Origin of the sequence: Paraplanobispora takensis (assembly GCF_016863195.1) — a bacterium.
GTDB lineage: Bacteria > Actinomycetota > Actinomycetes > Streptosporangiales > Streptosporangiaceae > Planobispora > Planobispora takensis.
Window position 1 is genome coordinate 86,747 of the sequence record NZ_BOOK01000030.1, and the last position, 25,636, is coordinate 112,382.

20 protein-coding genes are annotated in these 25,636 nt (G+C 71.2%); 8 read left to right on the forward strand and 12 right to left on the reverse strand.

What is annotated here, in order from left to right; genetic code table 11:
- Positions 1-38: 38 nt before the first annotated feature.
- On the reverse strand, positions 39-1,397 hold the full coding sequence (locus Pta02_RS20230) for a GNAT family N-acetyltransferase (RefSeq protein WP_307837481.1): 1,359 nt from the start codon (positions 1,395-1,397) through the stop codon (positions 39-41).
- A 97-nt stretch (positions 1,398-1,494) separates the two neighbouring features.
- On the opposite strand from Pta02_RS20230, the gene Pta02_RS20235 reads away from it, so the two are divergent.
- Positions 1,495-2,280, forward strand: coding sequence for an alpha/beta fold hydrolase (locus Pta02_RS20235; protein WP_203876443.1), 786 nt, complete (start codon positions 1,495-1,497; stop codon positions 2,278-2,280).
- Positions 2,281-2,507: 227 nt separating this feature from the next.
- Here the strand turns inward: Pta02_RS20235 and Pta02_RS20240 are convergent, their stop codons facing one another.
- On the reverse strand, positions 2,508-3,842 hold the full coding sequence (locus tag Pta02_RS20240; RefSeq protein WP_203876444.1) for a condensation domain-containing protein: 1,335 nt from the start codon (positions 3,840-3,842) through the stop codon (positions 2,508-2,510).
- The gene (locus Pta02_RS20245; protein WP_203876445.1) at positions 3,839-5,245 is read right to left on the reverse strand and encodes an FAD-dependent oxidoreductase; all 1,407 of its coding nucleotides are present in this window, start codon (positions 5,243-5,245) and stop codon (positions 3,839-3,841) included. The genes Pta02_RS20240 and Pta02_RS20245 overlap by 4 nt, the downstream gene beginning before the upstream one ends.
- A gap of 137 nt (positions 5,246-5,382) precedes the next feature.
- Here Pta02_RS20245 and Pta02_RS20250 point away from each other — a divergent pair, with 137 nt between their 5' ends.
- The 4 genes from Pta02_RS20250 to Pta02_RS20265 all read left to right on the forward strand — a co-directional run bounded on the left by Pta02_RS20250 (position 5,383) and on the right by Pta02_RS20265 (position 10,357).
- Positions 5,383-6,135, forward strand: a complete 753-nt coding sequence (locus Pta02_RS20250; protein WP_203876446.1) for an SDR family NAD(P)-dependent oxidoreductase — start codon at positions 5,383-5,385, stop codon at positions 6,133-6,135.
- A 132-nt stretch (positions 6,136-6,267) separates the two neighbouring features.
- Positions 6,268-7,443 (forward strand): acyltransferase family protein, encoded by a 1,176-nt coding sequence (locus Pta02_RS20255; RefSeq protein WP_203876447.1) that lies wholly within the window; start codon positions 6,268-6,270, stop codon positions 7,441-7,443.
- A gap of 14 nt (positions 7,444-7,457) precedes the next feature.
- Positions 7,458-9,080 carry an MFS transporter gene (locus Pta02_RS20260; protein WP_203876448.1) on the forward strand — a complete coding sequence of 541 codons (1,623 nt, stop codon included), beginning with the start codon at positions 7,458-7,460 and terminating at the stop codon, positions 9,078-9,080.
- 35 nt (positions 9,081-9,115) lie between these two features.
- Positions 9,116-10,357: a cytochrome P450 family protein gene (locus Pta02_RS20265; protein WP_203876449.1), complete on the forward strand. Its 1,242-nt coding sequence runs from the start codon at positions 9,116-9,118 to the stop codon at positions 10,355-10,357.
- Positions 10,358-10,435: 78 nt separating this feature from the next.
- Here the strand turns inward: Pta02_RS20265 and Pta02_RS20270 are convergent, their stop codons facing one another.
- The gene (locus tag Pta02_RS20270; protein ID WP_203876450.1) at positions 10,436-11,410 is read right to left on the reverse strand and encodes an NAD-dependent epimerase/dehydratase family protein; all 975 of its coding nucleotides are present in this window, start codon (positions 11,408-11,410) and stop codon (positions 10,436-10,438) included.
- Positions 11,411-11,623: 213 nt separating this feature from the next.
- On the opposite strand from Pta02_RS20270, the gene Pta02_RS20275 reads away from it, so the two are divergent.
- Entirely contained in the window at positions 11,624-12,922 is a 1,299-nt protein-coding gene (locus Pta02_RS20275; protein ID WP_203876451.1) for a glycosyltransferase, read from the forward strand.
- Positions 12,923-13,020: 98 nt separating this feature from the next.
- On the opposite strand, the gene Pta02_RS20280 is transcribed toward Pta02_RS20275, so the two are convergent.
- Positions 13,021-14,448: an extracellular solute-binding protein gene (locus tag Pta02_RS20280; protein WP_203876452.1), complete on the reverse strand. Its 1,428-nt coding sequence runs from the start codon at positions 14,446-14,448 to the stop codon at positions 13,021-13,023.
- 163 nt (positions 14,449-14,611) lie between these two features.
- Between Pta02_RS20280 and Pta02_RS20285 the strand changes: the two genes are divergently transcribed.
- The gene (locus tag Pta02_RS20285; RefSeq protein ID WP_203876453.1) at positions 14,612-16,126 is read left to right on the forward strand and encodes a methyltransferase domain-containing protein; all 1,515 of its coding nucleotides are present in this window, start codon (positions 14,612-14,614) and stop codon (positions 16,124-16,126) included.
- A complete protein-coding gene (locus Pta02_RS20290) occupies positions 16,127-17,533 on the forward strand; it encodes an FAD-binding oxidoreductase (RefSeq protein WP_203876454.1) in 1,407 nt (468 codons plus the stop codon).
- 113 nt (positions 17,534-17,646) lie between these two features.
- Here the strand turns inward: Pta02_RS20290 and Pta02_RS20295 are convergent, their stop codons facing one another.
- The 7 genes from Pta02_RS20295 to Pta02_RS20325 form a co-directional block, all read right to left on the reverse strand.
- Positions 17,647-18,858, reverse strand: a complete 1,212-nt coding sequence (locus tag Pta02_RS20295) for a class I SAM-dependent methyltransferase (RefSeq protein ID WP_203876455.1) — start codon at positions 18,856-18,858, stop codon at positions 17,647-17,649.
- 227 nt (positions 18,859-19,085) lie between these two features.
- On the reverse strand, positions 19,086-19,529 hold the full coding sequence (locus Pta02_RS20300; protein ID WP_203876456.1) for an SRPBCC family protein: 444 nt from the start codon (positions 19,527-19,529) through the stop codon (positions 19,086-19,088).
- Positions 19,530-19,601: 72 nt separating this feature from the next.
- Entirely contained in the window at positions 19,602-20,480 is an 879-nt protein-coding gene (locus tag Pta02_RS20305; protein WP_203876457.1) for a phytanoyl-CoA dioxygenase family protein, read from the reverse strand.
- A gap of 82 nt (positions 20,481-20,562) precedes the next feature.
- Positions 20,563-21,807: an acyltransferase family protein gene (locus Pta02_RS20310; protein WP_275423594.1), complete on the reverse strand. Its 1,245-nt coding sequence runs from the start codon at positions 21,805-21,807 to the stop codon at positions 20,563-20,565.
- Entirely contained in the window at positions 21,804-22,595 is a 792-nt protein-coding gene (locus Pta02_RS20315; RefSeq protein WP_203876459.1) for a thioesterase II family protein, read from the reverse strand. The genes Pta02_RS20310 and Pta02_RS20315 overlap by 4 nt, the downstream gene beginning before the upstream one ends.
- Positions 22,592-23,743 (reverse strand): acyl-CoA dehydrogenase family protein, encoded by a 1,152-nt coding sequence (locus Pta02_RS20320; protein WP_203876460.1) that lies wholly within the window; start codon positions 23,741-23,743, stop codon positions 22,592-22,594. The genes Pta02_RS20315 and Pta02_RS20320 overlap by 4 nt, the downstream gene beginning before the upstream one ends.
- Complete coding sequence (locus tag Pta02_RS20325; RefSeq protein WP_239131093.1) at positions 23,733-25,634, reverse strand: B12-binding domain-containing radical SAM protein; 1,902 nt, start codon at positions 25,632-25,634, stop codon at positions 23,733-23,735. The genes Pta02_RS20320 and Pta02_RS20325 overlap by 11 nt, the downstream gene beginning before the upstream one ends.
- Positions 25,635-25,636 lie beyond the last annotated feature (2 nt).

Here is a 25,636-nt window from a genome sequence, read left to right on the forward strand (position 1 = left end):
ATTCCCGGGCGCGGTCCCGGGCGCGGTCCCGGGCGCGGTCAGAACAGTTCGAAGGCGTACGGCGAGGTGTGCCACCTGAACGCGGTCGAGGCCGCGGCGAGCGCGCCGGGCCGTACCTCCTTGACCTGGCCCGTCTGGACCAGCGCCGACAGCGAGGTGCCGCCCATGTAGACCGCGCCGAGCGCGCGGACGTCGAGCCACAGCTCGGGCTGCTCCGAGGTGGGCGTGCAGGTGGCCGACTCCGGCGAGCCGGTCAGCCGGTAGGTGCCCGAGTTCTCCGGCATGAACTCGTCGGTGACCTCGATCACGACGTCGATCGACGTCGCGTACCTCCGGGCGGCCAGCGCCTTGGGCACGTCGACCACGCGGATCCACAGCGCGTCGCACAGGTGCGCGTCGAGCTGGCGCGGCTCGCCGACCCAGTGGAACAGGGGCTCGTCGACGCCGACCGCCCAGGTCGAGGCGGAGCGGGTGAGGTCGACGGACAGCAGGAAACGCCACAGCGCCCGGTAGGCCTCGGGGGTGGTCGAGACCTGCTCCACCACCACGACGTCGCCGATGGGGCCGTTGGCGGTCCAGTTGCCCCTGACCCGCCACAGGGCGTAGCCGTCGATGCCGTCGTCGCCCTCGTGCACCACGACGCGCAGCGCCGAGGCGCCCTGGCGGGCCGCCATGTGGTCGGACAGCCGGTAGTCCCAGTGCTCGGCGGTGCGCTCGGACCAGCCGGGACGGTCGGCGTAGACCTGGTCGTACACCTTGACCAGCGCGTCGCGCAGGTCGGCGACCGTGCCCGCGACGATCCTGCCGGGCTCCTCGCCCTTGGGCACGGTGACCTCGCGGGCGTTGACGTTGAGCCCGAGCCTGCGCACGGCCAGGCCGTAGCCGAAGCGGCCGTAGATGCGGCCCTCGCTGGCCCAGCAGAGCGTGATGGGCTCGCCGAGCGCCCGCGCGTCCTCGAAGTGCCTGCGCATCAGGCGGGTGAGGATGCCCTGGCGGCGCACGGTGGCCGAGACCGCGCCGCGGCAGCCGTGCGCGGCGGGCACCACGGCTCCGGGGACGGCGATCTGGCGGGTGTTGGCGCCGAGCGTGCCGACGACGCGGTCACCTGCGCGCACGATCAGCGAGCGCTCCGGCTCGAACAGCGGGCGCTCCGCCTCCAGACTCTGCGGATCGCCGTCGATGTTGATACCGGCGGAGAACATCGCATAAATGTCCTCCCAATCCTCTCGGGTAGGAACCTCGATCGTCACTTCGTCGTTCTGACCAGCCACAGCCATGACCAAAGCCTCCGGATTGTCGATGCTTTCGTATCGTGACCTGGCCGCGTACCGTGAATCACCTTTTGAATTGCGCAGCGCCCCTTCCGGTGTGCGCTGCGCCACTGTCGGGAAAAGCATGCTGGGAGAAGCCCGGCTGCGATGCTTACGGCATCGTGATGTGACGTGTGCCCGGCATCCGATCCGGATGGAATGCCTTCAGCGAAGGGGAGAACACATGGATGTGAAGTCAGCGGACGGCACCACCATCGCCTACGACCGGTCGGGTTCCGGTCCGGCCGTGGTGCTGGTCCAGGGAGGGTTCAGCGACCGCACGCACCCGATCTGGGCCGGGCTGGCGGCCGCGCTGTCGGATGAGTTCACGGTCTACAACTACGACCGGCGGGGACGGGGCGGCAGCTCCGACAACGAGTCCTACGAGGTGGAGCGCGAGATCGAGGACCTGGCCGCGGTCATCGAGGCGGCCGGGGGCTCGGCGGCGGTGTTCGGCGGATCGTCGGGCGGCGCGCTGGCGCTGCGGGCGGCCGCGGCCGGTCTGCCCATCACCAAGCTGGCGGTGTACGAGCCGCCGTTCATCGTCGACGAGTCCAGGGCGCCGATCCCCGAGGACTTCCGCGAGCAGCTCGCCACGCTCGTGGCCGAGGGCAAGCGGGGCGAGGTCGTCGAGCGCTTCATGGTCGAGGCGGCCGAGGTGCCCGCCGAGATGGTCGGGCCGATGAAGGAGTCCCCCTACTGGGAGGGGATGACGGCGGTGGCGCACACGCTGGTGTACGAGGCCGCGGTGTGCGGGCCGGGCAACAAGCTGCCGGCCGGGGAACTCGGCAAGATCACGGCACCGACGCTGGCCCTGTCGGGCGGCAACAGCGGCGCCTGGATGCAGAGCGCGGGCAAGGCGGTGGCCGAGACGGTGCCGAACGGTGAGTTCAAGGTGCTGGAGGGCCACGGCCACGACATCGCCCCCGAGGCGCTGGCGCCGCCGCTGGCCGAGTACTTCCGCGGCTGACCGAGTACTTCCGCGGCTGATCCAGGCGGACGACGTCCGCACCGCTCCTCCGGGGCAGCTCTCCCCGGGGGAGCTTCGCCGTTCCCGGAGTGCCCGTGCCGTCCATCGCGTGCAGGCCCCGGAGCGACCGCGTGCAGGCCCCGGAGCGGCAGCCCGGAGCACACGGGACGCACCGATCGGGCGGCCGGCGAGGTCGCCCTCGCCGGCCGCCCGGGGCCGGTCCCGTCTCAGGCCCGCAGCGGCCCGTGCGGGTCGGAGGTCAGTTCCTTCAGCAGGGCGCCGAAGTCCTCGATCATCCTGTCGACCGTCTGCTCGGCGTACAGGTTGGTGTTGAAGGCGAACGAGCCCACGATGTCGCCGGTGGAGTCGATCTCCAGGTGCCACATGCCGCCGTCGGGCACGTCGCCGCCGTCCCACTGCGACAGCCGCCTGCGGTGGATGACCTCGTACGCCAGCCCGCCCACGCGCCCGCGCTCGCCGCCGGGCGGCGACTTGAAGACCTGGAAGGCGACCACGGCGCAGTCGTCCTTGGTCACCGGGGTCATCAGCTCGGGCGCGACGCCGAGGATCTGCCCGAACGGCAGGTCGTTGGCGTAGGCCTCGACGCAGGTCTGCCGGGTGCGGGCGATGACGTCCCGGAAGGTGCGGCAGTCCTCCAGGTCCACCCGGAACGGCAGGTAGTTGAAGAACGACCCGACGGTCTCGTGGAAGCGGGAGGGCCCGCGTCCCGAGGAGAAGCTCGGCACGACGACGTCGGCGGTGCCCTCGCGCCGGCTCAGGTAGACCGCGTAGGCGGCGAGCAGCACCATGAACGGCGAGCTGCGCGTCTCCTTCACGATGTCCCTGACGGCCCCGGTCAGCGTGCCGGGCAGGCTGAAGCGCCGCCAGGCCGTGGTCTTGGGCAGGCCGGCCGAGCGCAGGTGGTCGGTCCCGGTGCCCAGGACCTGCGCGCCCGCCAGCTTCTCGCGCCAGTACGCCAGCGCCTTGTCGTTGCCCTCCCCGCCGGCGCCCGCGCGCTCCCAGTCCACGTAGTCGCGGTACTGCGACACCTCGGGCAGGGCCGGCGGCCGGTGACCGGTGCGCACGGCGTACCCGTGCGCCACGTCCCGCATGATCAGCCGGATCGACCACTCGTCGACGGCGGTGTGGTGGGCGACCAGGCCCAGCACCGCGTCCTCGTCGTCGAAGCGGCCGAGCACCGCGCGGATCAGCGGCAGCTCCCTGATCGGGAACGGCTCCGCCTCGGCGTCGTTGAGCAGTTCCTCCGCGCGCCGGTCCCGGTCGTCGCCGGGCAGGTCGCGCACGGTGAGCCGGACCTTGCCGGGCGGATGGACGGCCTGGTGGCCGTCGCCGTCGCGGACGATCTCGGTGCGCAGCGCCTCGTGCCGCGCCACGACCTCGTCCAGCGTCTCCTGCAGCACCGCCGGGTCGAGGGACCCGGTCAGCCGGTAGCCGCAGACGATGATGTAGCGGGGGCCGAAGGGGCCCGTCTGGTCGCCCTGGTCCCAGGCCCGCAGGAACCCCTGGTTCCAGGAGAGCGGAAGCAGCTCGGTGACGCTCACGGCTTCGCACTCCTCGCCAGGGTCCGGTCGTTCTGGGCCGGCTGATGCTTCGACCGCGCGGGCGTGCCGACCCAGGGCAGCGCGTTCCACAGGATCCTGGCCAGCATCGGCGGCTTCATGAGCTCCTCGGGCCCGTCGATGAGGCCCGCGCCGCGCATGTAGGCCCCCGCCACGACGGGGTCCTTGGTGGCCGCCTGCTGCACGAGGCCGAGGAAGGCCCCGGCCACCCGGACGGCGGGACCGCGCTCGCCCTCCACTCCGGGGAAGCCCATGTCGACCGTGTGCGTCATCTCCCACGGCTGGTTGATGGCGCTGCCGGCCAGGTCGGCGAAGTACTGCAGGGGGTCGGGCAGCGCACCGGTGTGCAGGTGCTGGCGGATGACCAGGGCGGACAGCGCGGCCACGGTCATGCCCTGCGCGTAGACGGGGTTGAAGCAGCACACCGCGTCGCCGGTCACCAGCAGGCCGTCGGGGAAGCGCGTCATCTTCTCGTAGCGGCGCCGCAGCGTCGTCGGGAAGCGGAAGGCGACGGGCTCGTCCAGCGGCTCGGCGTTCTGCACGGCGTCATAGATGTCGGGCGTGGCCAGCGTCTTCAGCCACGCGTACAGGCCCTCCTGGTCGGTGGGCGGATGGTCGCCGAGGATGCCGTACGTGGTCAGCTCGACGCGGTCACCGTCGGTCTTGGTGAAGATGGCGCCGCGCGGAAGGTCCTTGTTGGCGACCGGGTTGATCGACAGATCGCCGTGGTAGGGGTCCTCCTTCAGGCGGTAGTGCTGCGTGACGTACCCGAGGCCGATCTTCGTGCGCTCCTCCTCGACCCGCGGGTAGCCCTCGGCCTCCAGCCAGATCGGCGTGCGGGAGCCGCGCCCGGTGGCGTCGACCACCAGGTCGGCGGAGAGCACCTGCGGCTCGCCCTCGCCGTCGAGCGGCTGCACCTTGGCGCCGGTGACCCGGCTGCCGTCGGGGCTGAACTCCAGGCCGAGGATGTCGTGCCGCTCGGCGAAGACCACGCCGGGCAGGACCCTGGTCCGCTCCCTGATGTGGTGCTCCAGCTTGGGGCGGCTGGCCGCCACGCAGACCAGGCCCGCGTGCTGACGCTGGAGAGGCTTGCCGTTGAAATACCAGCGCACGTCACCGGCCAGGTCGCCGGTCGGCACGCCGTCGGCGAACAACCCCTCGGTGATGCCCGGATACAGTTCCTCCATGACCTGCTGGCCGCGGGCCAGCAGACCGTTGATGTGCCGGCTCTGCGGGCATCCCCGCCGCGGGCCCTGCACACCGATCAACTCGTCGCGGTCGACGATGACCACCTCGTCGTAGGCGTCGGAGAGCACTCTGGCGGCGAAAAGCCCCGCGAGACTGCCGCCGAGCACCACCGCGCGGGTCTTTGACACATCACCCATCGGATCGCCTCCTGCGCGCTTTAGCGTTCACCACAGGGTCACACCGGAGGCGATGCGCAACATCTTCTGAATTGCTGGCCGCAGGGCAGCGCAATTCTTCGGAAATTCCGCGCGGGGCGCCGTGTGATTCTGGCCCCATGAACGAGTTTTCCGACAAAACGGTTCTCATCACCGGCGGCGGCAGCGGCATGGGGCTGGCCACCGCACAGCGGCTCCTCTCCGAGGGCGCGCGGGTCGTGCTCGCGGGACGCAGCCCCGAGCGCCTGGACAAGGCGGTGCGCGAGCTCGGCGCGGGCGACCGGGTGCTCGCCGTGCCCACCGACGTCTCGCGCCCCGGCGAGGTCGGCGCGCTGGTGTCGCGCATCGAGCAGGGCTTCGGCACCCTCGACGGCGTGTTCGCCAACGCGGGCGTGGCCGGCTTCTCCCGCAGCGGCGACGTCACCGAGGAGGCCTTCGACGACATCGTCGCCACCAACCTCAAGGGCGTCTACTTCACCGTCCAGCAGGCGGTGCGGCTGATGACCGGCGGCGGGTCCGTCGTCGTCAACGGCTCCTGGCTGGCGCACCGCGGTCTGGCCTTCACCTCGGTGTACGCGGCCAGCAAGGCCGGTGTGATCAACCTGGTGCGCACGCTGGCGGCCGACCTGGCGCCCGGCGGCATCCGGGTCAACGCGATCAGCCCCGGCTACATCGTCACCGAGATGTTCGAGGCCATCTCCAACACGCCGGAGGCACAGGAGGCGTGCCGGGCGCAGGTGGCGCTCGGGCGGCTCGGCACCGCCGAGGACGTGGCGGACGCGGCGGTGTTCCTGCTCTCGGCGCGCTCGTCGTACATCACCGGGCAGGAGCTGCGGGTGGACGGCGGGCTGACCACCTCCGTGCCCCTGTGAGCCGTACCCCTGTGAGCCGTGCCTCCGTGCGCCGGCGAGCTGCTCATCCGTAAGTCCGCACGTGGCGAGATGCGGCGGGCAGACGGCCGCTCGAAAGATGGAGCAGGGCATTCCCATAGAAAGGAACCCACCGTGTCCTCCACACCCCCTGCCGTACGCGGCGATCTGCCCGCGCTGACGGGAATGCGCATCATCGCCGCGTTACTGGTTTTCCTGAGCCACGTCATCTTCCCCTTCACAATGGGAAACCACGATCCGGCGACCCCGTTCGCGGACGACGGCATCACCCAGACGCTGATGTGGCTGTTCTATCCCGGCGGTTCCATCGGGGTGTCGTTCTTCTTCATCCTGAGCGGCTTCGTGATCACGTGGTCGGCCAGGCCGGGTGACCGGATCCGCGCCTACTACCGGCGCCGCGTCGTGAAGATCATGCCGAATCACGTGGTGACGTGGGCGCTGGCCATGCTGCTGTTCGCCGGGTCGTACACGGCGCTGTGGGGCCTGCCGAACCTGTTGCTGCTCAACACCTACACCACCGACAACGGAATCTGGGGCGGCGCCAACATGCCGGCCTGGTCGCTGAGCGCGGAGATCCTGTTCTACCTGCTGTTCCCCCTGCTGATCGTTCCGATCAGGAAGATCGCCGACAGCCGCCTCTGGCTGTGGGCGGGCCTCGCCGTCGTCGGCATGGCCGTCGTGTGCCTGGTCACGCTGACCCTGGTGCCCGACGCGCCGAGGTACCCGGGCGAGGCGCTGTCGCTGCCGCAGTTCTGGTTCGTCTACCTGTTCCCGCCCGTGCGGCTCTTCGAGTTCGTGCTCGGCATGATCCTGGCCAGGATCGTCATCGCGGGCAGGTGGCCGCGCATCGGGGTGCTCCCCGTGACGGCGCTGATGGTGGCCGGCTACGCGGCCACGCTGTACGTCCCCTGGCCCTACAGCGTCTCCCTGGTGACCGCCGTCCCCTTCGCCCTGGCCATCGGCACCTTCGCCAGGGCCAACCTCGAGGGCAGGAAGACGTTCTTCGGCACCGGGCCCATGGTCTGGCTGGGACAGATCTCCTTCGGCTTCTACCTGACCCAGTCCATCGTCCTGTACTGGCTGCGTGAGGCGGTGCTCGGCAAGGCCGAGTACGGCCCCGTGGGCGGCACCCTGCTCGTGATCGCGCTCGCCGGCGCCACCGTCGTGACCGGCTGGCTGCTCTACACGCTGGTGGAACGGCCGGCCATGAAGTACTGGAGCAAGTCCCGCAAGCCCCAGGTCAAGCAGGAGACCGTCGAACAGCCGCCCGTGGGCGCGCTGACCAACTGAAGAAAGGGAGCTCGATGGACGTGAACGCACCGGCGAAGGCCGGTACCCGCGAGTGGCTCGCACTGGCCATCCTGGCCCTGCCCACGCTGCTGCTCTCGATCGACATGAGCGTGCTCTATCTGGCACTCCCCCACCTGAGCTCGGAGCTGGGGGCATCGCTCACCCAGCAGCTGTGGATCACCGACATCTACGGCTTCGTCATCGGCGGCCTGCTGGTCACCATGGGCCGCCTCGGCGACCTCATCGGCCGGCGCAAGCTGCTGCTCACCGGCGCCGCCGCCTTCACGGTCGCGTCGGTGCTGGTCGCCTACTCCACCAGTGCCGAGATGCTCATCTTCTCCCGCGTGCTGCTGGGCGTGGCCGGCGCCACCATCATGCCGTCGACGATGTCGCTGATCGCCACCATCTTCAAGGACCCCGCGCAGATGGGCACCGCGATCTCGGTGTGGATGGCCTGCTTCATGGGCGGCGTCGCGCTGGGTCCGGTGGTCGGCGGCGTGATGCTGGAGAACTTCTGGTGGGGCTCGGCGTTCCTGCTGGCCGTACCGGTCATGCTGCTGCTGCTCGCGACGGGGCCCAAGCTGCTGCCCGAGCACCGTGACCCCGCGGGCGGCCGGCTCGACCTGCCCAGCGTCGCGCTGTCGATGGCGGCCATCCTGCCCTTCATCTACGGGCTGAAGGAGCTGGCCAAGCACGGCTGGCAGCTCTGGTACGGCGTCGCCGTCGTGGCGGGACTCGCCTTCGGCCTGGCGTTCGTGCGGCGGCAGCGCAGGCTGGAGTCGCCGCTGCTCGACCTGAAGCTGTTCAAGCTGCCGGTCTTCCGGGCCGCGATCTCGATCATGATTCTCGGCGGCGTCGTCAACGGCAGCTTCTTCCTGGTCAGCATGTTCCTGCAGACCGTGGTCGGCCTGTCGCCGCTGGCGACGGGGCTGTGGGTGGTGCCCTCGACCGCGGCGACCATCACGGGCGTGATGATGGCGCCCGTGATCGCACGGAAGGTGCGCCCCGGGTACGTCATCGCGGCGGGCCTGGTGATCATGGCGGCCGGCTACTTCGTGCTGAGCCAGCTCGACACCACCTCCGGTGTGAGCCTGGTGCTGACCGGTCTGGTCATCGGCTCGATCGGCGCGGGCCCGATGGGCGCGCTCGGCAACGCCCTGATCTTCGGCTCCGTCCCGCCCGAGCGGGCGGGTTCCGCCTCCGCGGTCTCGGAGACGGGCGGCGAGCTCGGCATCGCGCTGGGCGTGGCCGCGCTGGGCAGCGTCGGCACCGCCGTCTACAGCGCCCAGATCTCCGGCGCCCTGCCCGCGTCCGTGCCGCCGGCTCTGGCGAACACCGCCGGTGAGGGCATCGCGGGCGCGATCAACGCGGCGCAGCACGCGACGGCGCCCGTGGCCGCCGAGCTGCTCGCCGCCGGGCGCGAGGCCTTCACCACGGCGGTGAACGCCGCCACCGGCGTCAGCGCGGTCCTCGCCCTGGGACTGGCCGTCGTCGCGGCGGTCGCGCTCAGGAAGGTGCCGGCGACCGGTCAGCCGCAGGCCGTGGAGGAGCCCGCCGCGGCGGAGGTCACCGCGGCCGAGGTGGCCCAGGGGCCCGCCGCGCAGACCGCCCAGGAGCCCGAGTCGGCCAAGGTCTGACTCCGTCCGAATCGCTGAGTTCTATGGAGACCACAGTGGAAAGACGCTGCCCCGTTCTCGACACCACCGGCCGTGACATCCATGCGGAAACCGACTTCCTGCGCGCCCAGGGCCACGCCGTCCAGGTGGAGCTCCCCGGTGGGGTGCTCGCCTGGTCGGTCAACACCTACGAGGCGGTCAGGCAGCTGCTCGCCGAGCCCGACGTCACCAAGAGCGCGCGCAACCACTGGCCCGCTTTCATCAACGGCGAGATCCCGCCGGACTGGGAGATGATCAGCTGGATCGCCATGGACAACATGGTCACCGCGTACGGCAAGGACCACGTCCGGCTGCGCAGGCTGGTCGGCAAGGCCTTCACCCCGCGCAGGACCGAGGCGATCAAGCCGCGCATCACCGCGCTCACGAACCATCTCCTGGACGCGCTGGAGGCGGCGGAGCCCGGTGAGGTGGTCGACCTGCGCGAGCGCTTCGCCTACCCGCTGCCGGCCATGCTGGTCGCGGACCTGATCGGCATGTCGGAGGAGGCCCGCGCGGCCACCGCCAAGGTCATCGACATGATGGTGGACACCACCGTCACGCCGGACCAGGCGCAGGCGATCCTGTCCGGATGGCGCGGCGCCATGGCCGAGCTCATCGCGGAGAAGCGCAGGAACCCGGGTGAGGACATCACCACCGACCTGGTGACGGCGCGCGACTCGGACGGCTCGCGGCTGTCCGAGGTCGAGCTCACCGACACGATCTTCGCGATCCTCGGCGCCGGCTCGGAGACCACGATCAACTTCTTCGACAACGCGATCACCGCGCTGCTCTCGGACCCCGAGCAGCTCGAACTGGTCAGGTCGGGCCGGTCCACCTGGGACGACGTGATCGACGAGACCCTGCGGGTGGAGTCGCCGCTGGCGCACCTGCCGCTGCGGTACGCGGTCACCGACATCCACCTCGACGGCGTCACGATCCCCCAGGGCGACCCGATCCTGATCAACTACGCCGCGGTGGGCCGCGACCCGGCGCTGCACGGGACGGACGCGGGCCGCTTCGACCTCACCCGGCAGGACAAGGAGCACCTGTCGTTCGGGTACGGGCCGCACTACTGCCTCGGCGCCTCGATCGCCAGGGCGGTCGCCACGATCGGGCTGTCGTCGCTGTTCGAGCGCTTCCCCGAGCTCAGCCTGGCGGTGGACCGGCAGGAGCTGGTGCCGCTGCCGACGTTCATCATGAACGGGCACCGGGCGCTCCCGGTGCGCCTGACCGCCCCGGTGCCGGCCGCGGTGTCCTGACCCGGCGCCCCGCGACCGGGCGCCCCGTACCGCGAAAGAGCCTCCGCACCGGTCCGGTGCGGAGGCTCTTTCGCGCGGTCAGCTCGCCGCGGCGACGGGGACGCCCGAGTCGGGCTGGGCGAGCCACCACGGGTTCGCCCTGGCCCACTCGACGGTCCGCGCGACGCCCTCGGCCAGCGGGGTCGTCGCCGTCCAGCCCAGCAGGCGGCGGGCCTTGGAGCTGTCGGGCGCGCGTCGCGGCACGTCCTCGTAGGCGGGGCCCAGCGCGGCCCGCGCGTCCACCTCCACGGTGACCGCCCCGGTCAGCGCCGCCACCGTGGTGATCGCCTCCCGGACGGTGCTCTCGGTCATGCTGCCCAGGTTGAACACCTCGCCCGCGGCGCCCCTGTCGGCGGCCAGCACGGTGCCCGCCACCGCGTCCTCGACGTAGGTGAAGCACCTGGTCTGCCGGCCGCCGTCGTACAGCGCGAGCGGCTGCCCGTTGAGCGCCCGGTGAACGGTCCGGCTGATCACGAAGGCGGGCCGCTGACCGGGGCCGTAGGCGTTGAAGTAGCGCACGATCGTGGCGTCCAGTCCGTACTGCCTGCAGAAGGCCAGCGTCAGGTGCTCCGACATGGCCTTGGCCGAGGAGTAGGTCCAGCGGTCGGCGGCGGTGGAGCCGAGCACCCGGTCGGCGTCCTCGGCCCACGGCACGGCGGGGTTCTTGCCGAACACCTCGCTGGTGCTGGCCACCACCACGCGGGCGCCGACCGCCGCGGCCCGCTCCAGCACGTTCCTGGTGCCCTGGAAGTTGACGTCGATCACGTCGAGGGGGCGCGCCAGGTAGCGGTCCACCCCGACCTCGGCGGCCAGATGGTAGACCGTCTCCACCCCGGCGCCGATCGCCTCGGCCAGCCGCGCCCCGTCACGGATGTCCCCGGCGACCGTGCGCACCCCCGGATCGGGCTCGCGGTCGAAGACGGTCACCTCGTCTCCGCGGGCGAGCAGCCGCCGTACCAGATGCCTGCCGATGAAACCGGAGCCGCCGGTCACGACCACGCGTGCGCCCGCCATGTCAGCCGGTCCCCGGACGGTCAGCGATAAAACACATGAGACACTCCTTGAAAAACGGCATTATTTACACAAAAGAACATCGCGTTTGCCTGATGCTCCGCATCTCGTGCATTGCCGGATAACTCGCAAGCCAGGAGATGCGTCGCGAATTCCGCCACCCGATGCTGGTTAGGGGAATTCCACTCCATCGAGGAGTTCGCGAGGGAGCGCTAGATGCGAATCATGCTCACTGTGTGGCCCCAGGCGTGCCACCTTTACCCCGCCGTGCCGTACGCGCAGGCGTTGCAGCTGGCCGGGCACGAGGTCGTCGTGGCCTGCCCGCCCGGCGCGGCCGACGACATCGTGGCGGCCGGCCTGACGGCCGTCACGTGCGGCGAGCCCGACACCGGCGGATGGGTCCGCGACGACCTGCCGCCCGACCCTCAGGAGATGGAGAGCCTGGCCGCGGCCCTGCGGGTGACCAAGGACGAGCGCGACATCTGGGACGTGTTCTTCCAGTACTACCTCATGGGGGTCAGGTTCCACCTCCCGCCGGTGCCGAGCGAGCAGAACAAGGCGCTGGTCGAGTTCGCCCGGGCGTGGCGGCCGGACCTGGTGCTGTGGGACCCGTGGTTCCCGGCCGGCGCCGTCGCGGCCAAGGTGGCCGGCGCCGCGCACGGCAGAATCCTGATGGCGCCCGACTACAGCGGCTGGGCCGTCGAGCTGTACGCCGGGCAGACCACGCCGCCCCCCGTCGACCCGCTGGCCAGGGCGTTGCGCCCGCTGGCCGAGCACTACGGCGTCGAGGTGGACAGCGAGCTGCTGGTCGGCCAGTTCACCATCGACCCGATGCCGCGCGAGATGCGCCTGTCCCGCGACCTGGCCGCGGTGCCCGTGCGCTGGAGCCCGTACAACGGCGGCGGCGTCAAGCCGGCCTGGCTGTACGACAGGCCGCGGCGCCCGCGCGTGGCCCTGTCGGTCGGGCTGTCCACCAGGACGTACCACAAGGGCGAATGGCGCGCCCCGAAGGTCTTCGAGGCCGTCGCCGACCTGGACGTCGAGCTCGTCGCCACACTCAACGCCGACCAGCTCGAAGGCATCTCCTCGATCCCCGCCAACGTGCGCACCGTGGACTACGTCCCGCTGCTGCAGCTCCTGCCGACCTGCTCGGCCAGCATCAACCACGGCTCCAGCGGCACGTTCTGGGCCTCGGTCGCCGCCGGGGTGCCGCAGCTCGTCGGCGACACCGACGAGCCGCAGCGCGTCATCGTGGTCGACGGAGAGAACAGCAAGATGGCCGAGCGGAACATCCTGTCCAAGATCGCGACCGCCTACCTGGAGTCGCGCAACGCCGGCCTGCGCCTCGACCACCAGAAGCAGTCGGTCGAGGAGATCAGGGCCGCGATCGTCGCGGTGCTGGAGGAGCCGCGCTACCGCGACGGCGCCGCCGCGGTGCACAAGGAGTGGCTGGACCGGCCGGGCCCGGCCGAGATCGTGCCCACCCTGGAGAAGCTCACCGCGCTGCACCGCTGACGGGTTCCGGCCCGGCAGGCTCGGCACCGGCGGGCTCAGCGCGAAGGGCCGCGGACCTCCCCCGAGGTCCGCGGCCCTTGAAGCGTGCCGGCCGGGTGTCAGCGGTGCAGCTTGACCACGGCCTCCATGTCGGCGGCCGAGTAGTCGCGCCCGGCCCGCATCTCCTTGAACGCCTCCACGCTGAGGCTGGTCGGCGGGCTGTTGCCGGGGTCGCGGAACCCCGACGACAGCGCGTACTCGTTGTAGGCGTCGAGGAGCTGCTGCGCCTCCACGGTGGCGAAGGCCATGCGCTCGGCCGGGTCGGCGCCGCGGGCGAGCACGTCGCCGATCGCCCTGGTCATCACGTCCTGGTTGCCGGCGAAGTCGCCGAACAGCGCGCCCTCGGAGACGGGGACGCCGCTCTGCCCCGCGGGGAAGCGCATGACGTGGTCGTAGGCCAGCCTGTGGTGCGGGTTGGCGGCGTACCAGCCCTCCTCCTCCAGCAGGTCGTGCGCGGCGTGGGTGAGCGGCAGGAAGCTGTTGGCCTTGTGGCGCTCGGCGGCGTTGCGCGGGCTGTGCAGGTACATCAGGAACGCCAGCGCGCCCTCCCGGGTCGCCTCGTCCAGCCCTTCGGCCATCCAGAGCGCGGTGCCGGCGATCGCGTTGCCCACGTACGGCACGCTCGCGTCGTAGGGGAAGATGCCGGCCTCGGCGGCGAAGCCGTTGTCCTCCGCGGCTCTGAACATGTAGTTGACGTCGTTGGAGGAGGAGATCCTGATCGCCACGTCCTGGTCGGCGAACGTCTTCAGGGTGCCGGCCCAGTCGGGGATCTTGCCGGTGTAGTGGTAGTGGCCGTCGCGGTGCAGCCCGCGCCACCACTCCACCCAGCGCAGCATCTCGGGCGAGGCCAGGTCGGCGACGGTGGCCCGGCCCAGCCTGCCGTTGTGCTCGTTCACGATCAGGCCGCCCTGGGTGGCCAGCGCCTGCTGGGTGAACGTGCCGTGGTTGGACCAGGTGATGGCGTGGGAGGGGCCGTCGCGCAGCGCCGCCACCCTGGCGCACACCTCCTCCACCTCCTGCCAGGTCCGCGGCAGGCCCTCCACGCCCGCGCGCCTGAGCAGATCGGTGTTGGCGTACAGCAGGCTCGTGGTGCCCACGGTCGGCATGCACGTCAGGTCGCCGCCGAGGGTGTAGTAGTCACGCAGCGGAGGGATGATGTCGTCGAGCACGACGGGCTCGCCGAGCACCTCGGTGCGCCCGCCGATCGCCTTCTCCACCGAGGTGAACAGCGGGCGGCCGTCCTGCTGCCGCGAGTCGCGCGCCACCTGGGTCATGTAGAAGTAGTACTCCGACAGAGCCGGGACGTGCCCTTCGGCGGCGGCCTCCGCGACCTGCCTGGGAAGCTGCCAGAAATCCTTGCCGTGCACCACCACCTGGTATTCGGGGTGCAGTCTCTCGAAACCGGCGGCCTGCTGATACCACCGATCCATCCAGCCGGGAAACGTCAGGTCGGGGACCCATACTTCGATCGGAATCCTGTTCTTCATGAATCCATGGTTTATCCGTCTCCGCACCGCCGCATCTCCGCTATTGCGCTCGATTCGTCCCCGCACGCACGGAGATGACCCGCCGGCCGGGCCGGTGTGATGCTGAAAGGCGTTTCGCGCGAAGGGATTTGATATGAGCGTTGACACCACATACGCGCCGGCAGTGCTTCTGGAGGATTTCGCGAATGCGACACCCGACGGGCTCGACACGGCCTACGCGCGGCTGGTCGGCGCGCTCTGGTCGCCCGGCACCGCCGAGGACCAGACGCTGTGGGACGGCGGCACGCTCACCGAGCGCGCGCCGTCGGCGATCCCCGAGCTCATCGACGCACTGGACGGGCTCGACGAGGCACGCACCGGCCGCCTGCTGATCCTGCTGGGCCTGATCGCGGAGGCGGGGCAGACCGAGGCCGTGCGCGCCGGTCTCGACCGGTACCTCGCCCTGGCCGGACACGCCACCCCCGCCCTCGGCCAGGCCCTGGTCTACCTGCTCGCGCACTTCCCGCACGACCGCGACCGGGTGCTCGGCGTCGCCGGCCGGCTCGGCCTGGATTCGGGCGACCGCTCCAGGCTCGACCGGTGCCTGACCCTCATGGACGAGCGGCGGACCGGCCTGGGCCGGGTCTGGCCCGCCCCCGAGATCTGGCGGCTCACCGACGAGGAGCGCGCCTTCGACGAAGCCTGGATCGGCGCGCTCACCCGGGAGCAGGCCGAGATCAACTGGCGCAACGACAGCAGGACCGTGTGGGGCTACATGGGGCTCAAGGCCTACTGGTCCGTCCGGCGCGGCCCGGTGGTCGCCGTGCCCGGGCCCCAGGCGCCGCCGCAGGAGGACGCGACCGGTGACGACCCGCGTCTCGGCCTGTTCGGGCGGCACCTGTCCGCGCTGGTCTGCCCGTCCTGCCGCGGTCCTCTCGACATCGGCGGGGCGGCCGTGCGGTGCCCGGCCTGCGCGGTCGCCTATCCGGCCTCCCGCGGCATACTCGACCTCACGCAGGCCGTACGGGACGACGCCGACGATGCGACGGCCGGCCTGCTGAAGAGCCTGGCCGAGATGCCCAGCATGGGCCTGTACTACGAGGCGCTGCTGCGCCCCGAGTACCTGCGCGTCGCGGGCGGCAACTGGGGCGGCGCGGTCACGCTGGCCGACGAGGACGCCTACATCGCGCGCAGTGTGCGCCCCGTCGACGGCCCCGTGCTCGACCTCGGGGCGGGCGCGGGCCGCTGGACCGCCGTCGTCGCCGCCGCGGTCGGCGCCGGCCGGCTGCTGGCCCTCGACCTGGGCCTGCCGATGCTGAACGTGCTGCGCCGCCGTGTGCCCGACGTGCCCGCGGTGCGCGCCAGTGCGCTGGACATCCCGCTGGCCGACGCCAGCATGGGCGCGGTGGTCTGCTGGAATGCCCTGCAGGCCTTCCCCGACGAGGCGGCGACCGCGATCGCCGAGGTGGGCCGGGTGCTGCGGCCGGGCGGCACGTTCACCCTGATGACGTTCGTGTGGGACGAGGACCCCGTCTGCCGTCACTTCCAGGCCGCGCACTACTTCCCCAGCAGGCCGGCCGGCACGTTGCTGTTCGAGCGCGCGCAGCTGGAACGCTGGCTGGCCGACGCCGGCATGGTGGTGGTCGAGAGCTCGGGGCCGGAGTCGTTCGTCTTCGTCACCGCGCAGCGGGTGAGCTGAATGCCCATCGCCAGGCCGGGACAGCCCGGCTACGAGGCGGCGACCGCGGTCTTCGCCCTGGGCGCGGTGCCGGAACCGGCCGCGGCCGCCGTGGTGCGCACGGTCGAGGAGGTGCGCGAGGCCGTCGGCTTCGCCCGTCGTGAGGGCCTGCCCGTCCGCGTGCACACCACGGGTCACTGGGCCGCCGCGGCCCGTCCCGTGCGCGGGGGGCTGCTGCTGCGGACGGAGATGAGGGGCCCCGTCGAGATCGACCCCGAGCGCCGGGTGGCCCGCGTGCCCGCGGGGACCCGCTGGGGTGCGGTGGTCAAGGCCGCCGCCGAGCACGGGCTGTCGGTCGCGCACGGCTCCTCGCCCACGGTCGGCGTGGTCGGCTATCTGCTCGGCGGCGGGCTCAGTTTCTACGGCAGGCGCACGGGCCTCGCGGCCAACGGCGTGCGCGCGGTGGAACTGGTCACCGCCGACGGCGAGCTGCGCAGGGCCGAGGGCGCACTGCCCGCGACGGCGAGCGCGTCGCTCGGGACGTCCGCGGGGATCGGCGCGGACGCCGAGTTGCTGTGGGCGTTGCGCGGGGGCGGGGGCGGGTTCGGTGTCGTGACCGCCGTGGAGGTCGCCCTGTTCCCGGTCGCGAAGGTGGTGACGGGGGCCGCGTGCTGGCCCGCCGTACACGCGCCCGGGTTGCTGCGGGCCTGGCGGGAGTGGACGCTGACCGCTCCGCGCGAGGCGACGACCAGCGTGCGGATACTCAACCTGCCCGACCTGCCGGAGGTGCCGCCCATGCTGTCGGCGGGGCCCGTCCTGTGCGTGGACGGCGCCGTGCTGGCCGGGACGGACGACGAGGTGGCGGCGGCGCAGGCCATCGCGGAGGACCTGCTGGGCCCGCTGCGCGCCCTCGCGCCGCCGGTGCTCGACACCTGGCAGACGACCGCGCCCGCGGGACTGCTCGACACGCACATGGACCCGTCCGACCCCGTGGAGGTCATCGGCGACCACCTGCTCCTGGACGAGCTCGGCGACGCGGGCGTCGACGCGCTGCTGGAGGTCGTCGGCGCGGGCTCGGGCTCCCCGCTGATCGCCGCCGGCCTGCGGCAGCTCGGGGGCGCGTACGGTGAGCCCGCCCCCTCCGGAGGCGCCCTGAACCACCTGACGGCGCGCTACGGCTACTCGGGCGGCGGCGTGCCCGGGCTGTCGGGCACGAAGGAGGAGATCCTCGCCAGGATCCCCGTCGTCCGGGCCGCGCTCACACCCTGGGACACCGGCAGGACCGCGCCCACGTTCGTGGAGCGGTTCGACCAGCCCCAGGGGCACCTGGACGCGGCGACCGTGGCGGCCGTGGACGCGGTGCGCGACCGGGTGGATCCCGGCGGCCTGTTCCGCGACGACGTCATGCCGGGCGCCACCCGCAGGTGAGGCCGCGCCCCGGGCACCGCGCACACCGCAGACGGCCCGCCACGGTTCTCCGTGGCGGGCCGTCTTCATGGTGAGCCCTCACCAGGCGCCGGGGTCTTCACGGCGCGCCGGGGTCACAGGACGCGGACCTGCGGGATGTAGACGATCCACCGGCCGGTGAAGTCGCTCTCCTTCTCCATGATCTCTTCGGCGTGGTTCCACGCGAACAGGACCGCGTAGTCGGGGCGGTCCTGCCGGAAGACCGACGGCGGCACCACGGGGATGTGCGAGCCCGCGACCACCCTGTTCTGCTTGGACGGCGTGGAGTCGCACACGTACGGGATCAGGTCGGCGCCGATGCCGCAGTAGTTGGTCACCGTGGTGATCTTGGCGGGCGCCCCGTACCCGGCCACCCGCTTGCCGTCCGCCCGCAGCGAGCGCAGCAGCGAGGTCAGGTCGTCGCGCACGCGCTCGGCCCTGCGGTTGAGCTCCTCCAGCGTGGCGTGCCGGTCGAGCCCGCGCGCCCGCTCCGCGGCCAGCAGTTCGGCGACGGCCGGCGTGGGCCGTCGTGCGCCGCGCTTGGCGAGCGTGTAGCGCATGGACCCGCCGTGGATGGCCAGCGGTTCGGCGTCCACCAGGTCGAGCCCGAAGAGCCTGGCGGCGGCGCGGATCGAACTGACGGAGAAGACGAAGGAGTGCTCGTCGTAGAACAGGTCGAAGGCCGTCTGCTCGACGACGGCGCCGAGGTAGGGCTCCTCGAAGACGAACACCCCGTCGGGGCCGAGCAGCGTCACGGCGCCCTTGAGCACCGAGTCCAGGTGGGAGATGTGCGCGATGACGTTGGCGCCGAAGATGACGTCGGCGGGGCCGTGCCCGGCGCGGATGTCGGCGGCCGTCTCCTCGTCGAAGAAGCGCGGCAGCACCTCGATGCCCCGGGACCTGGCCAGCTCGGCCACCTCCTGGGAGGGCTCGACGCCCAGGTGCCGCACGCCGGCCTCGGCGATCGAGGCCAGCATGACGCCGTCGTTGCAGCCGATCTCGACGATGAACCGGTCGCGGCCGGTCAGCTCGGTACGGAGCAGCCGGTGCGCCACCCCGGCGAAGTGGGCGCTGTGCACGGTGGAGTTGGAGGCCCGGTACGGATACTGGTCGTGATATCTGACTTCCTGCGGGATGTCGGCCATCAGCTGCACCATCGCGCACGAGTCACACATTCCGACGATGAGCGGGTAGAAGAATTCCCCGGCCAGTTCACCGGGCTTGGGGAATGCGTTTCCGCGCGGCTGGACCCCGAGGTCGACCGACCCTTTAACCGGCCCAGAGCAAATGCGGCAGGAAGTCTCCATGAAATGACGCTAACACCGGCGGTCATCACCCTTTTATCGCCGCTTGCGAGGTTTCGCGGACCCCCGGGCGGAGGTTTCGCGGCCCCCGGGCGGAGGTTCCCCGGACATACGACGAGGGCGCGGCCTCAGCCGCGCCCCGCCTCGATCGCATGATGTGCCCCCGGCTCACCGGGCGGCCGCCGGACGTCCAGCCGCTCAGGGGGACTCGCGCACGGCCTCTCGCCGCATTACTTGATCTTCTTGACGTACTCGCTGAGAGCGTCGAAGAAGAAGCCCCAGCCCTCCTCGGCCCGGGGGATCTCGTCCTCGGGGAGGTTGCCCTCCTGCACGAAGACCATCTCGGTGCCGCCGTCGACGTCCGAGAACGTGACGGTCACCGTCTCGGGGCCGAGAGCCTGCTGCTCGGCCGGCTCCCGGCCGCTGAGGTCGACCAGCGTGTAGACCAGGCGCTCGTTCGGGACGATCTCCTGGTAGGTGCCGGCGAAGGGAACCTGGTTCTCCTCGTCGACCACGATCGTGGCCCGCCACTCGCCGCCCGGCCGCACGTCCATGGAGATGGTCTCCAGGGGCGCGCCCCACCAGTGCGTGAAGTGCTCCGGCTGGGTCCAGGCCGAATAGACCACGTCGCGCGGGGCCTCGATCACGCGGGTGATCTCGATCTTGCCACTCATCGCGTCATCCTCTCTTGTATGCCGGATCATCATTGTGTCCGGCCGGGCTGTCCCGGTCTTATTCGGAAATGCTCACTTGGGAGCCGGGACCAGGTCGCCGAGCGCGGCGCGCCGGGCCTCCTCCGGCTCCAGCCAGATGTAGGGGTCGTTCATCTCCAGCCAGCCCACGCCGGGCGGGCACCGATCGTACCCGAGGAGCCTGCGCACCTCCTCCGGATACTCCAGCACCCGCTCGCGCGGCACCGCGAGGTACTGGTTCTCCTCCTGGCGGAGGTTACCCAGGTCGTAGGCGACGGTCATGCCGGTGCGCGGTGTGTCGGTCACGTTGCCCCCGCCGCCGTGGTAGACGCCGCCGAGCCAGATCAGCCCGCCACCCGGCGGCATCTCGGTGGGGACGGTCTCCTCGACGGTCGGCGCGCGCTCGTCGTCCCAGTGGTGGCTGCCGGGGATCACCAGGGTGCCGCCGTTGGCGGCGGTGAACTCGCTCATCGCCAGCATGACCATGACCCTGGTGGTGGGTCCCGGGTGGGGGCGCAGGTGCAGCGCGTCGTCGCGGTGCAGCGGCTGCTTGCCCTGCCCCTTGTGGATCTGCACGAGCTGGGTGGCGCTGATCTGGATGGTCGGGACCATCTCCTGGCGCGACCTGCCGATCCACATCGGGACGGGCTTCTGCATGATCGCCCTGGCCGCGCCCAGGAACAGGCGGTGCGTGACGACGGGGGTCAGCCGCCGCGTGCGGGCGAACAGCGACGACACCCGCCGCGTGCGCAGGCCGTCGTACCAGTTGCCGCTGTACTCCTGGGCCCGCAGCGCGGGCTCCAGGTCCGCCCACAGTCCCGCGAGCGTCTCACCGTCCAGGAAGTCTTCCACGATCACGGCCCCGTCCCGTTCCAGGACGGCCACCACGTCGCCGAGATCGGCGTCAGACCTGACTCTGGTCAGACTCGCCACGGTCATCACCTTTCTTTGGGATCGGCTCTCGACGGAACTGCGCGGAGGTTCGGATCAGTACGTTCGGATCAGCACGTCCGGGTCAGCGCACGAGCACCGGCGTGCTGGGCTCCACCGAGCCCTTGCCGAGCTTGTTGCGCAGCAGCAGCGCCGGCCGCTCGACCGCGTAGTAGCTCACCACGGCCGCGGTGAACGCGGTGCCGTGCACGAGCAGGAGCGTGAGCGGGAAGTTCGTGGAGCCCCACAGGTTCCAGATGTAGATGGCCGGGATGTGCCACAGGAACATCGCGTAGGAGACGCGGCCGATGAACTGCAGCGGCCTGACGGTCAGGACGGCCGTGATGAACCGCGAGCGCACGTCGGGCACGGTCAGCGGCGCCAGCACCAGGAACACGATCAGCAGGTCGATCGGCTGGTTGAACAGCACGACCTCGGTGGGCGGGAAGTTGGAGGTGCCCTGGTCGCCCATGGGCGAGAAGCAGTAGAGGATCGTGATGCCGAGCGCGAGCGCCCACGTGCGGCCGGGGAAGCGGGCGATCAGCCGGTACGGGGCCAGCCAGCCGCCGCCCTCGGCCGCGGCCGACAGCGTGGCCAGCGCCATGCCGACGGCCAGATAACCGAACCAGCCGACGGGCCAGTTGCCCTGCGTCGGGTACTCGCCGAGCGAGGGGTGGTGGCTCCAGGCGCTGAAGGCGTAGCCGATGAGCACGATGGCGAAGATCGGAACCAGGACCCTGCGCGCCTTGGCCGCCGGGGTCGCCGCCCCGGCCGCCAGCCGGTGGAACAGCCAGGCGAACAGCGGCAGCAGCGCGTAGAACGCGATCTCCGTCGCCATGCTCCACGTCGACTCCATGCCGGCCGGGATGCCACCCGCCTCGTAGACGTGCTGCATGGTCAGCACCCGCACGACGTACCAGAAGCCCTGCTCGGCCCGCTCCTGGCCCATCAGGAACAGCGGCGTGACCAGGGCCACCACGGCCAGCAGCCAGTAGGCGGGGAAGATGCGCAGCGCGCGCCGCCACGCGTAGGAGCCCAGGTTGTAGGTCTGCTTGGCGCCCGCGACGGTCGCCAGCGCGAAGGGCCGGTAGAGCAGGAAGCCCGACAGGGCGAAGAGGATCGGCAACGACTCGCGGGTGAACCTCTCGATCACCACGCCGATCCAGCCGTTGCCGGGCTGGTCGCCGAATCCGATCTGGCCGGCGGCGAAAGCGGAGTGAACGGTGACGACGGCCAGCACGGCGAGTGCGCGTATTCCCTGAAGCTCGGGAAAATACTGTCCTCTGGTTTCACGTGCGGACCGGAAATCGCCGACAATGGTGGCTGTCATAGGGTCGCTCCTCGGGGTTGAACGGCCCTTTCAGCTTCATGCGCCGCGCCTGACGCCCGCATCTCCAGAATTGCCGTCATCGCGGCGGCCAGCTCGGCGACGCGATCGCGTACGAAGAAATGGTCCCCGTCGTAGGTCCGCAGTCCGCGGAAGTCGGTGGTGTGCTTCCGCCACTCCGCCATGTCCGCCTCCGGGGCCACCGGGTCGCGCGTTCCGCAGAACGCCGCGACGGGCACGGTCAGCGGGGGTTCGGGCCGGTAGGCGTACGACGCGCACAGCGTGAAGTCGGCCCTGGCCACCGGCAGCGTCCGCGCCAGCGCGCCGGGGTCGCCGGCTATCTCCTCGGGCAGCCCGCCCAGCGCCCGCAGCGAGGCGGTGAACCGCTCGTCGTCGTGGCGCGGGTCGGGCTGCGCCACGGCGCCGCGCACCGGCCAGGCCGCGACCGCCAGCAGCTCGGGCGGACGCCCGCCGGAGGACTGCAGCTCGCGCACCATCCGATAGCCGAGCATCGCACCCATGCTGTGGCCGAACACGACGTACGGCGTGCTCTGCCCGGCCAGCTCGGCGGCCAGTGCGCGCGCGGCGGTGTCGCAGTCGGTGTGGGCGGGCTCGCGATGCCGTCCGGGGCGTCCCGGCAGGGTGAGGGCGCGCAGCTCCATCCAGGGCGGCAGGTGCCGGGTCCACGGGCGGAACGCCGAGGGCCCGCCGCCCGCGCAGGGCAGGGCGTACAGGTGCACCCTGGCCGACGGCCTGGGCTCGAAGGCCAGATACCACGGGGGTGTCCTCATATCAGCGCGTGCCCGATCAGCTCTTTCATGATCTCCGTGGTGCCGCCGTAGATGGTCTGCGCCCTGGTGTCGACGAACGCCCGCGCCACCGGGAAGTCGCGCACCACCCCGTAGCCTCCGTGCAGTTGCAGGCAGCGGTCCACGACCTTCTGGCACAGCTCGGTGTTCCACCACTTGGCCATCGCCGCCTCCTCCGCCTCCAGCCGGCCCGCCGCCTCCTCGGCGACGCACCGGTCGGTGAAGGAGCGGGCCACGGCCACCGCGGTGGCCAGCTCGGCCAGCACGAAGCGGTTGTGCTGGTGCGCCCCCACGGGCGAGCCGAACACCCGGCGGGTACGGCAGTGCTCGATCGTGTACTCCAGCACCCGTTCCGCGGTGGCCAGCGCGGAGACCGCGATCATCATGCGTTCCCTGCGCAGCGTGCGCATGAGGTAGGCGACGCCCCGGCCCTCGCGGCCCAGCAGGTTCTCGGCGGGCACCTCGACCTCGTCGAAGAACAGCTCGACGGTGTCCATGGCGCGCATGCCGATCTTGTCGAGCGTCCGCCCGCGTGCCAGCCCCGGCCGGTCGGACTCCACCGCGATCACGCTGAGCCCGCCGCCGCCACCGCCGTTCCCACCGCCGCCGCCCGTGCGGACGGCCACGAGCAGCAGATCGGCCACCGCCCCGTTGGTGACGAACGTCTTCTGCCCGTTGATCACGTAGCCGTCGCCGCGCCGTACGGCCCCGCACCGCAGCCGCGCCACGTCGCTGCCCGCGTCGGGCTCCGTGATGGCCACCGCGGTGACCAGCTCCCCGGTGCAGAAGCCGGGCAGCCAGCGCGAGCGCTGCTCGGGCGTGGTGAGCGTGCGCAGGTACAGCCCGGCGATCTCGTTGTGCAGCGACAGCGCGGGCGCGTGGACGCCGGCGCGGCCCAGCTCCTCCGAGACGATCACGTGGTGCAGGTAGTCGGGGTCGCCGCCCCCGCCGTACTCGGCGGGCACGTCCATGCCGAGCAGCCCGATCCCGCCCGCCTTGCGCCACACGTCCCTGGGGACGGCGCCCCGTTCCTCCCACGCGCGGTAGTTGGGCTCGATCTCCTTGCCGACGAAGGTCCGCACCAGCTCGCGGAAGGCCTCGTGGTCGGCGGTGAACAGCTCACGCCGCATGGTGCACCGCCGGCAGCACCGTCCACGAGGGGACGATGTCCCGCATCCTGTTCATCATGACCTGGCAGTAGCCGGCGTTGTAGTCGAGACTGCGGTGCTTGGGATAGGGCATCTTGCGCCGGCCCACGTGGTCGACGCGCAGCCGTACCGCGCCGGGACCGGCGGGCTCCGGAACGCCGGGCAGCTCCAGCAGCGCGACGGCCTCCCGGGGCAGCTCGGCGACGAAGGTGTAGCGGTCCTGCTCCATCACCCGCAGGTGCGTGAGCGGCGCGCTCGGCGCGACCACCGACTCCCGGTAGACGTACGGCCTGGCCAGCAGGTCCAGCTCGAAGGCCGCTCGCACGCCGGGCAGGTCCAGCCAGCCCTGCTCGCGCAGGAACCCTTCGAGCAGCAGGTCCATCTCGCCCCGGTGGGAGTGCAGGACGTAGTGCAGCACCTTGCCGATGTTGTTGATGTCGTAGTTGCCGAGCGTTTCCACGGAGTCGGCGAAGAACCTGCAGATCTCGGTGTCGGTCCTGGTCTTGAAGTACTCGGCGGCCCGCCGCAGGAAGTCGGTGTAGGAGCACACTCCCCCGCGGTCGAGCAGGCGCGCCGTGTAGAAGCCCGCCCGCGCGTTGTAGAGGCTGATGACCGCGTAGTAGAACCAGGAGCCTTCCTTGAAGTCCTCGTAGGTCACCCACTTCGTGCCGACGACCACGTCGGCCTCGGCGACGGGGTCGTCCACCCGCACGGTGACGATGCCGAGCTCCTCCTGCTGCCGGTACATGGGCGTGTTGCGCAGCAGCAGCTGGGGGTAGGACACGACGGCGTCGGCGCCGGAGGCGCACAGTTTGCCGATGCCCTCCTGGTAGGAGGTCAGCGTCTCGCCCGGCAGCGGCCAGATCAGCTCGGTGTAGGAGCTGATCTTCTTGTCGCGCAGCTTGACCTGCAGTTCGACGTAGGTGGACTCCTTGATGTTGGCGCGCTGCACCATCTCCAGGGCCTGCGGGCTGGTGGTCTGCAGCGAGACGGGCTGGCTGGTCAGCATGCCGCCCTCGACCAGGATCTCGGTGATCTCGGTGACCCGGTCGGGGCGGTTCTTGGCCGCCTGGATCGCCACCATCGACGGATAGCCGTTGCGCTGCTTGCACTCCACCAGGTGGCGGGTCAGCTCGACGTCGCGCGGCAGCGCGCCCCAGTTGGCGTCGGCGATGAAGATGCTCTCCACGCCGTGCTCGCTGATCCACGACAGGTCGGCCTTGACCCGGTCCAGCTCCCACCTGTGGACCTTGTCGTTGGTGGCCGCGCCCCAGTAGCAGTAGGAGCACCGGTAAGGGCAGCCCCGGTTGGTCTCCACGACGGCGAAGGTGTACTCGCCGCCGTCGAACACCCCGGCCGCGAACGGCGAGGGGATCTCGTCCAGGTCCTTGATGCGGTCGGGCTGCTTGGTGGTGACCAGCTCGTCGCCGGCCCAGAAGCTGACGCCCGGCACCTCGTGGAAGTTCCGCTCCCCCGCCACCTCGCGCAGGAACGCGGTGAACGGCTTCTCCCCCTCGCCGTTGCACACCAGCACGTTGCCCGCCGAGGGCGGCACGTACTCCGCGGCGTGGTGCATCACCTGCGGCCCGCCGAGGATGACGTAGGCCTCGGGCCGCAGCCTGACCAGTTCGTCGAGCAGCTCCTTCATCCGCCGCATGTTCCACAGGTAGCAGCTCAGCCCGTAGACGTCGGCCTCCTGCGCGAGCAGGTCGGCCACCAGCGTCTCCAGCGATGTGCCGACCTCGACCGCGTGGATGGAGAACTCGAAGTCGCGGGCCACGTCCGGGTCCTGCTGCGCGTAGGCCTGCAGGTAGCCCGAGGCCAGCGGCAGCGTGTTGGGATAGACCGTCAGCTCGACCAGGCAGGTCTTCATCA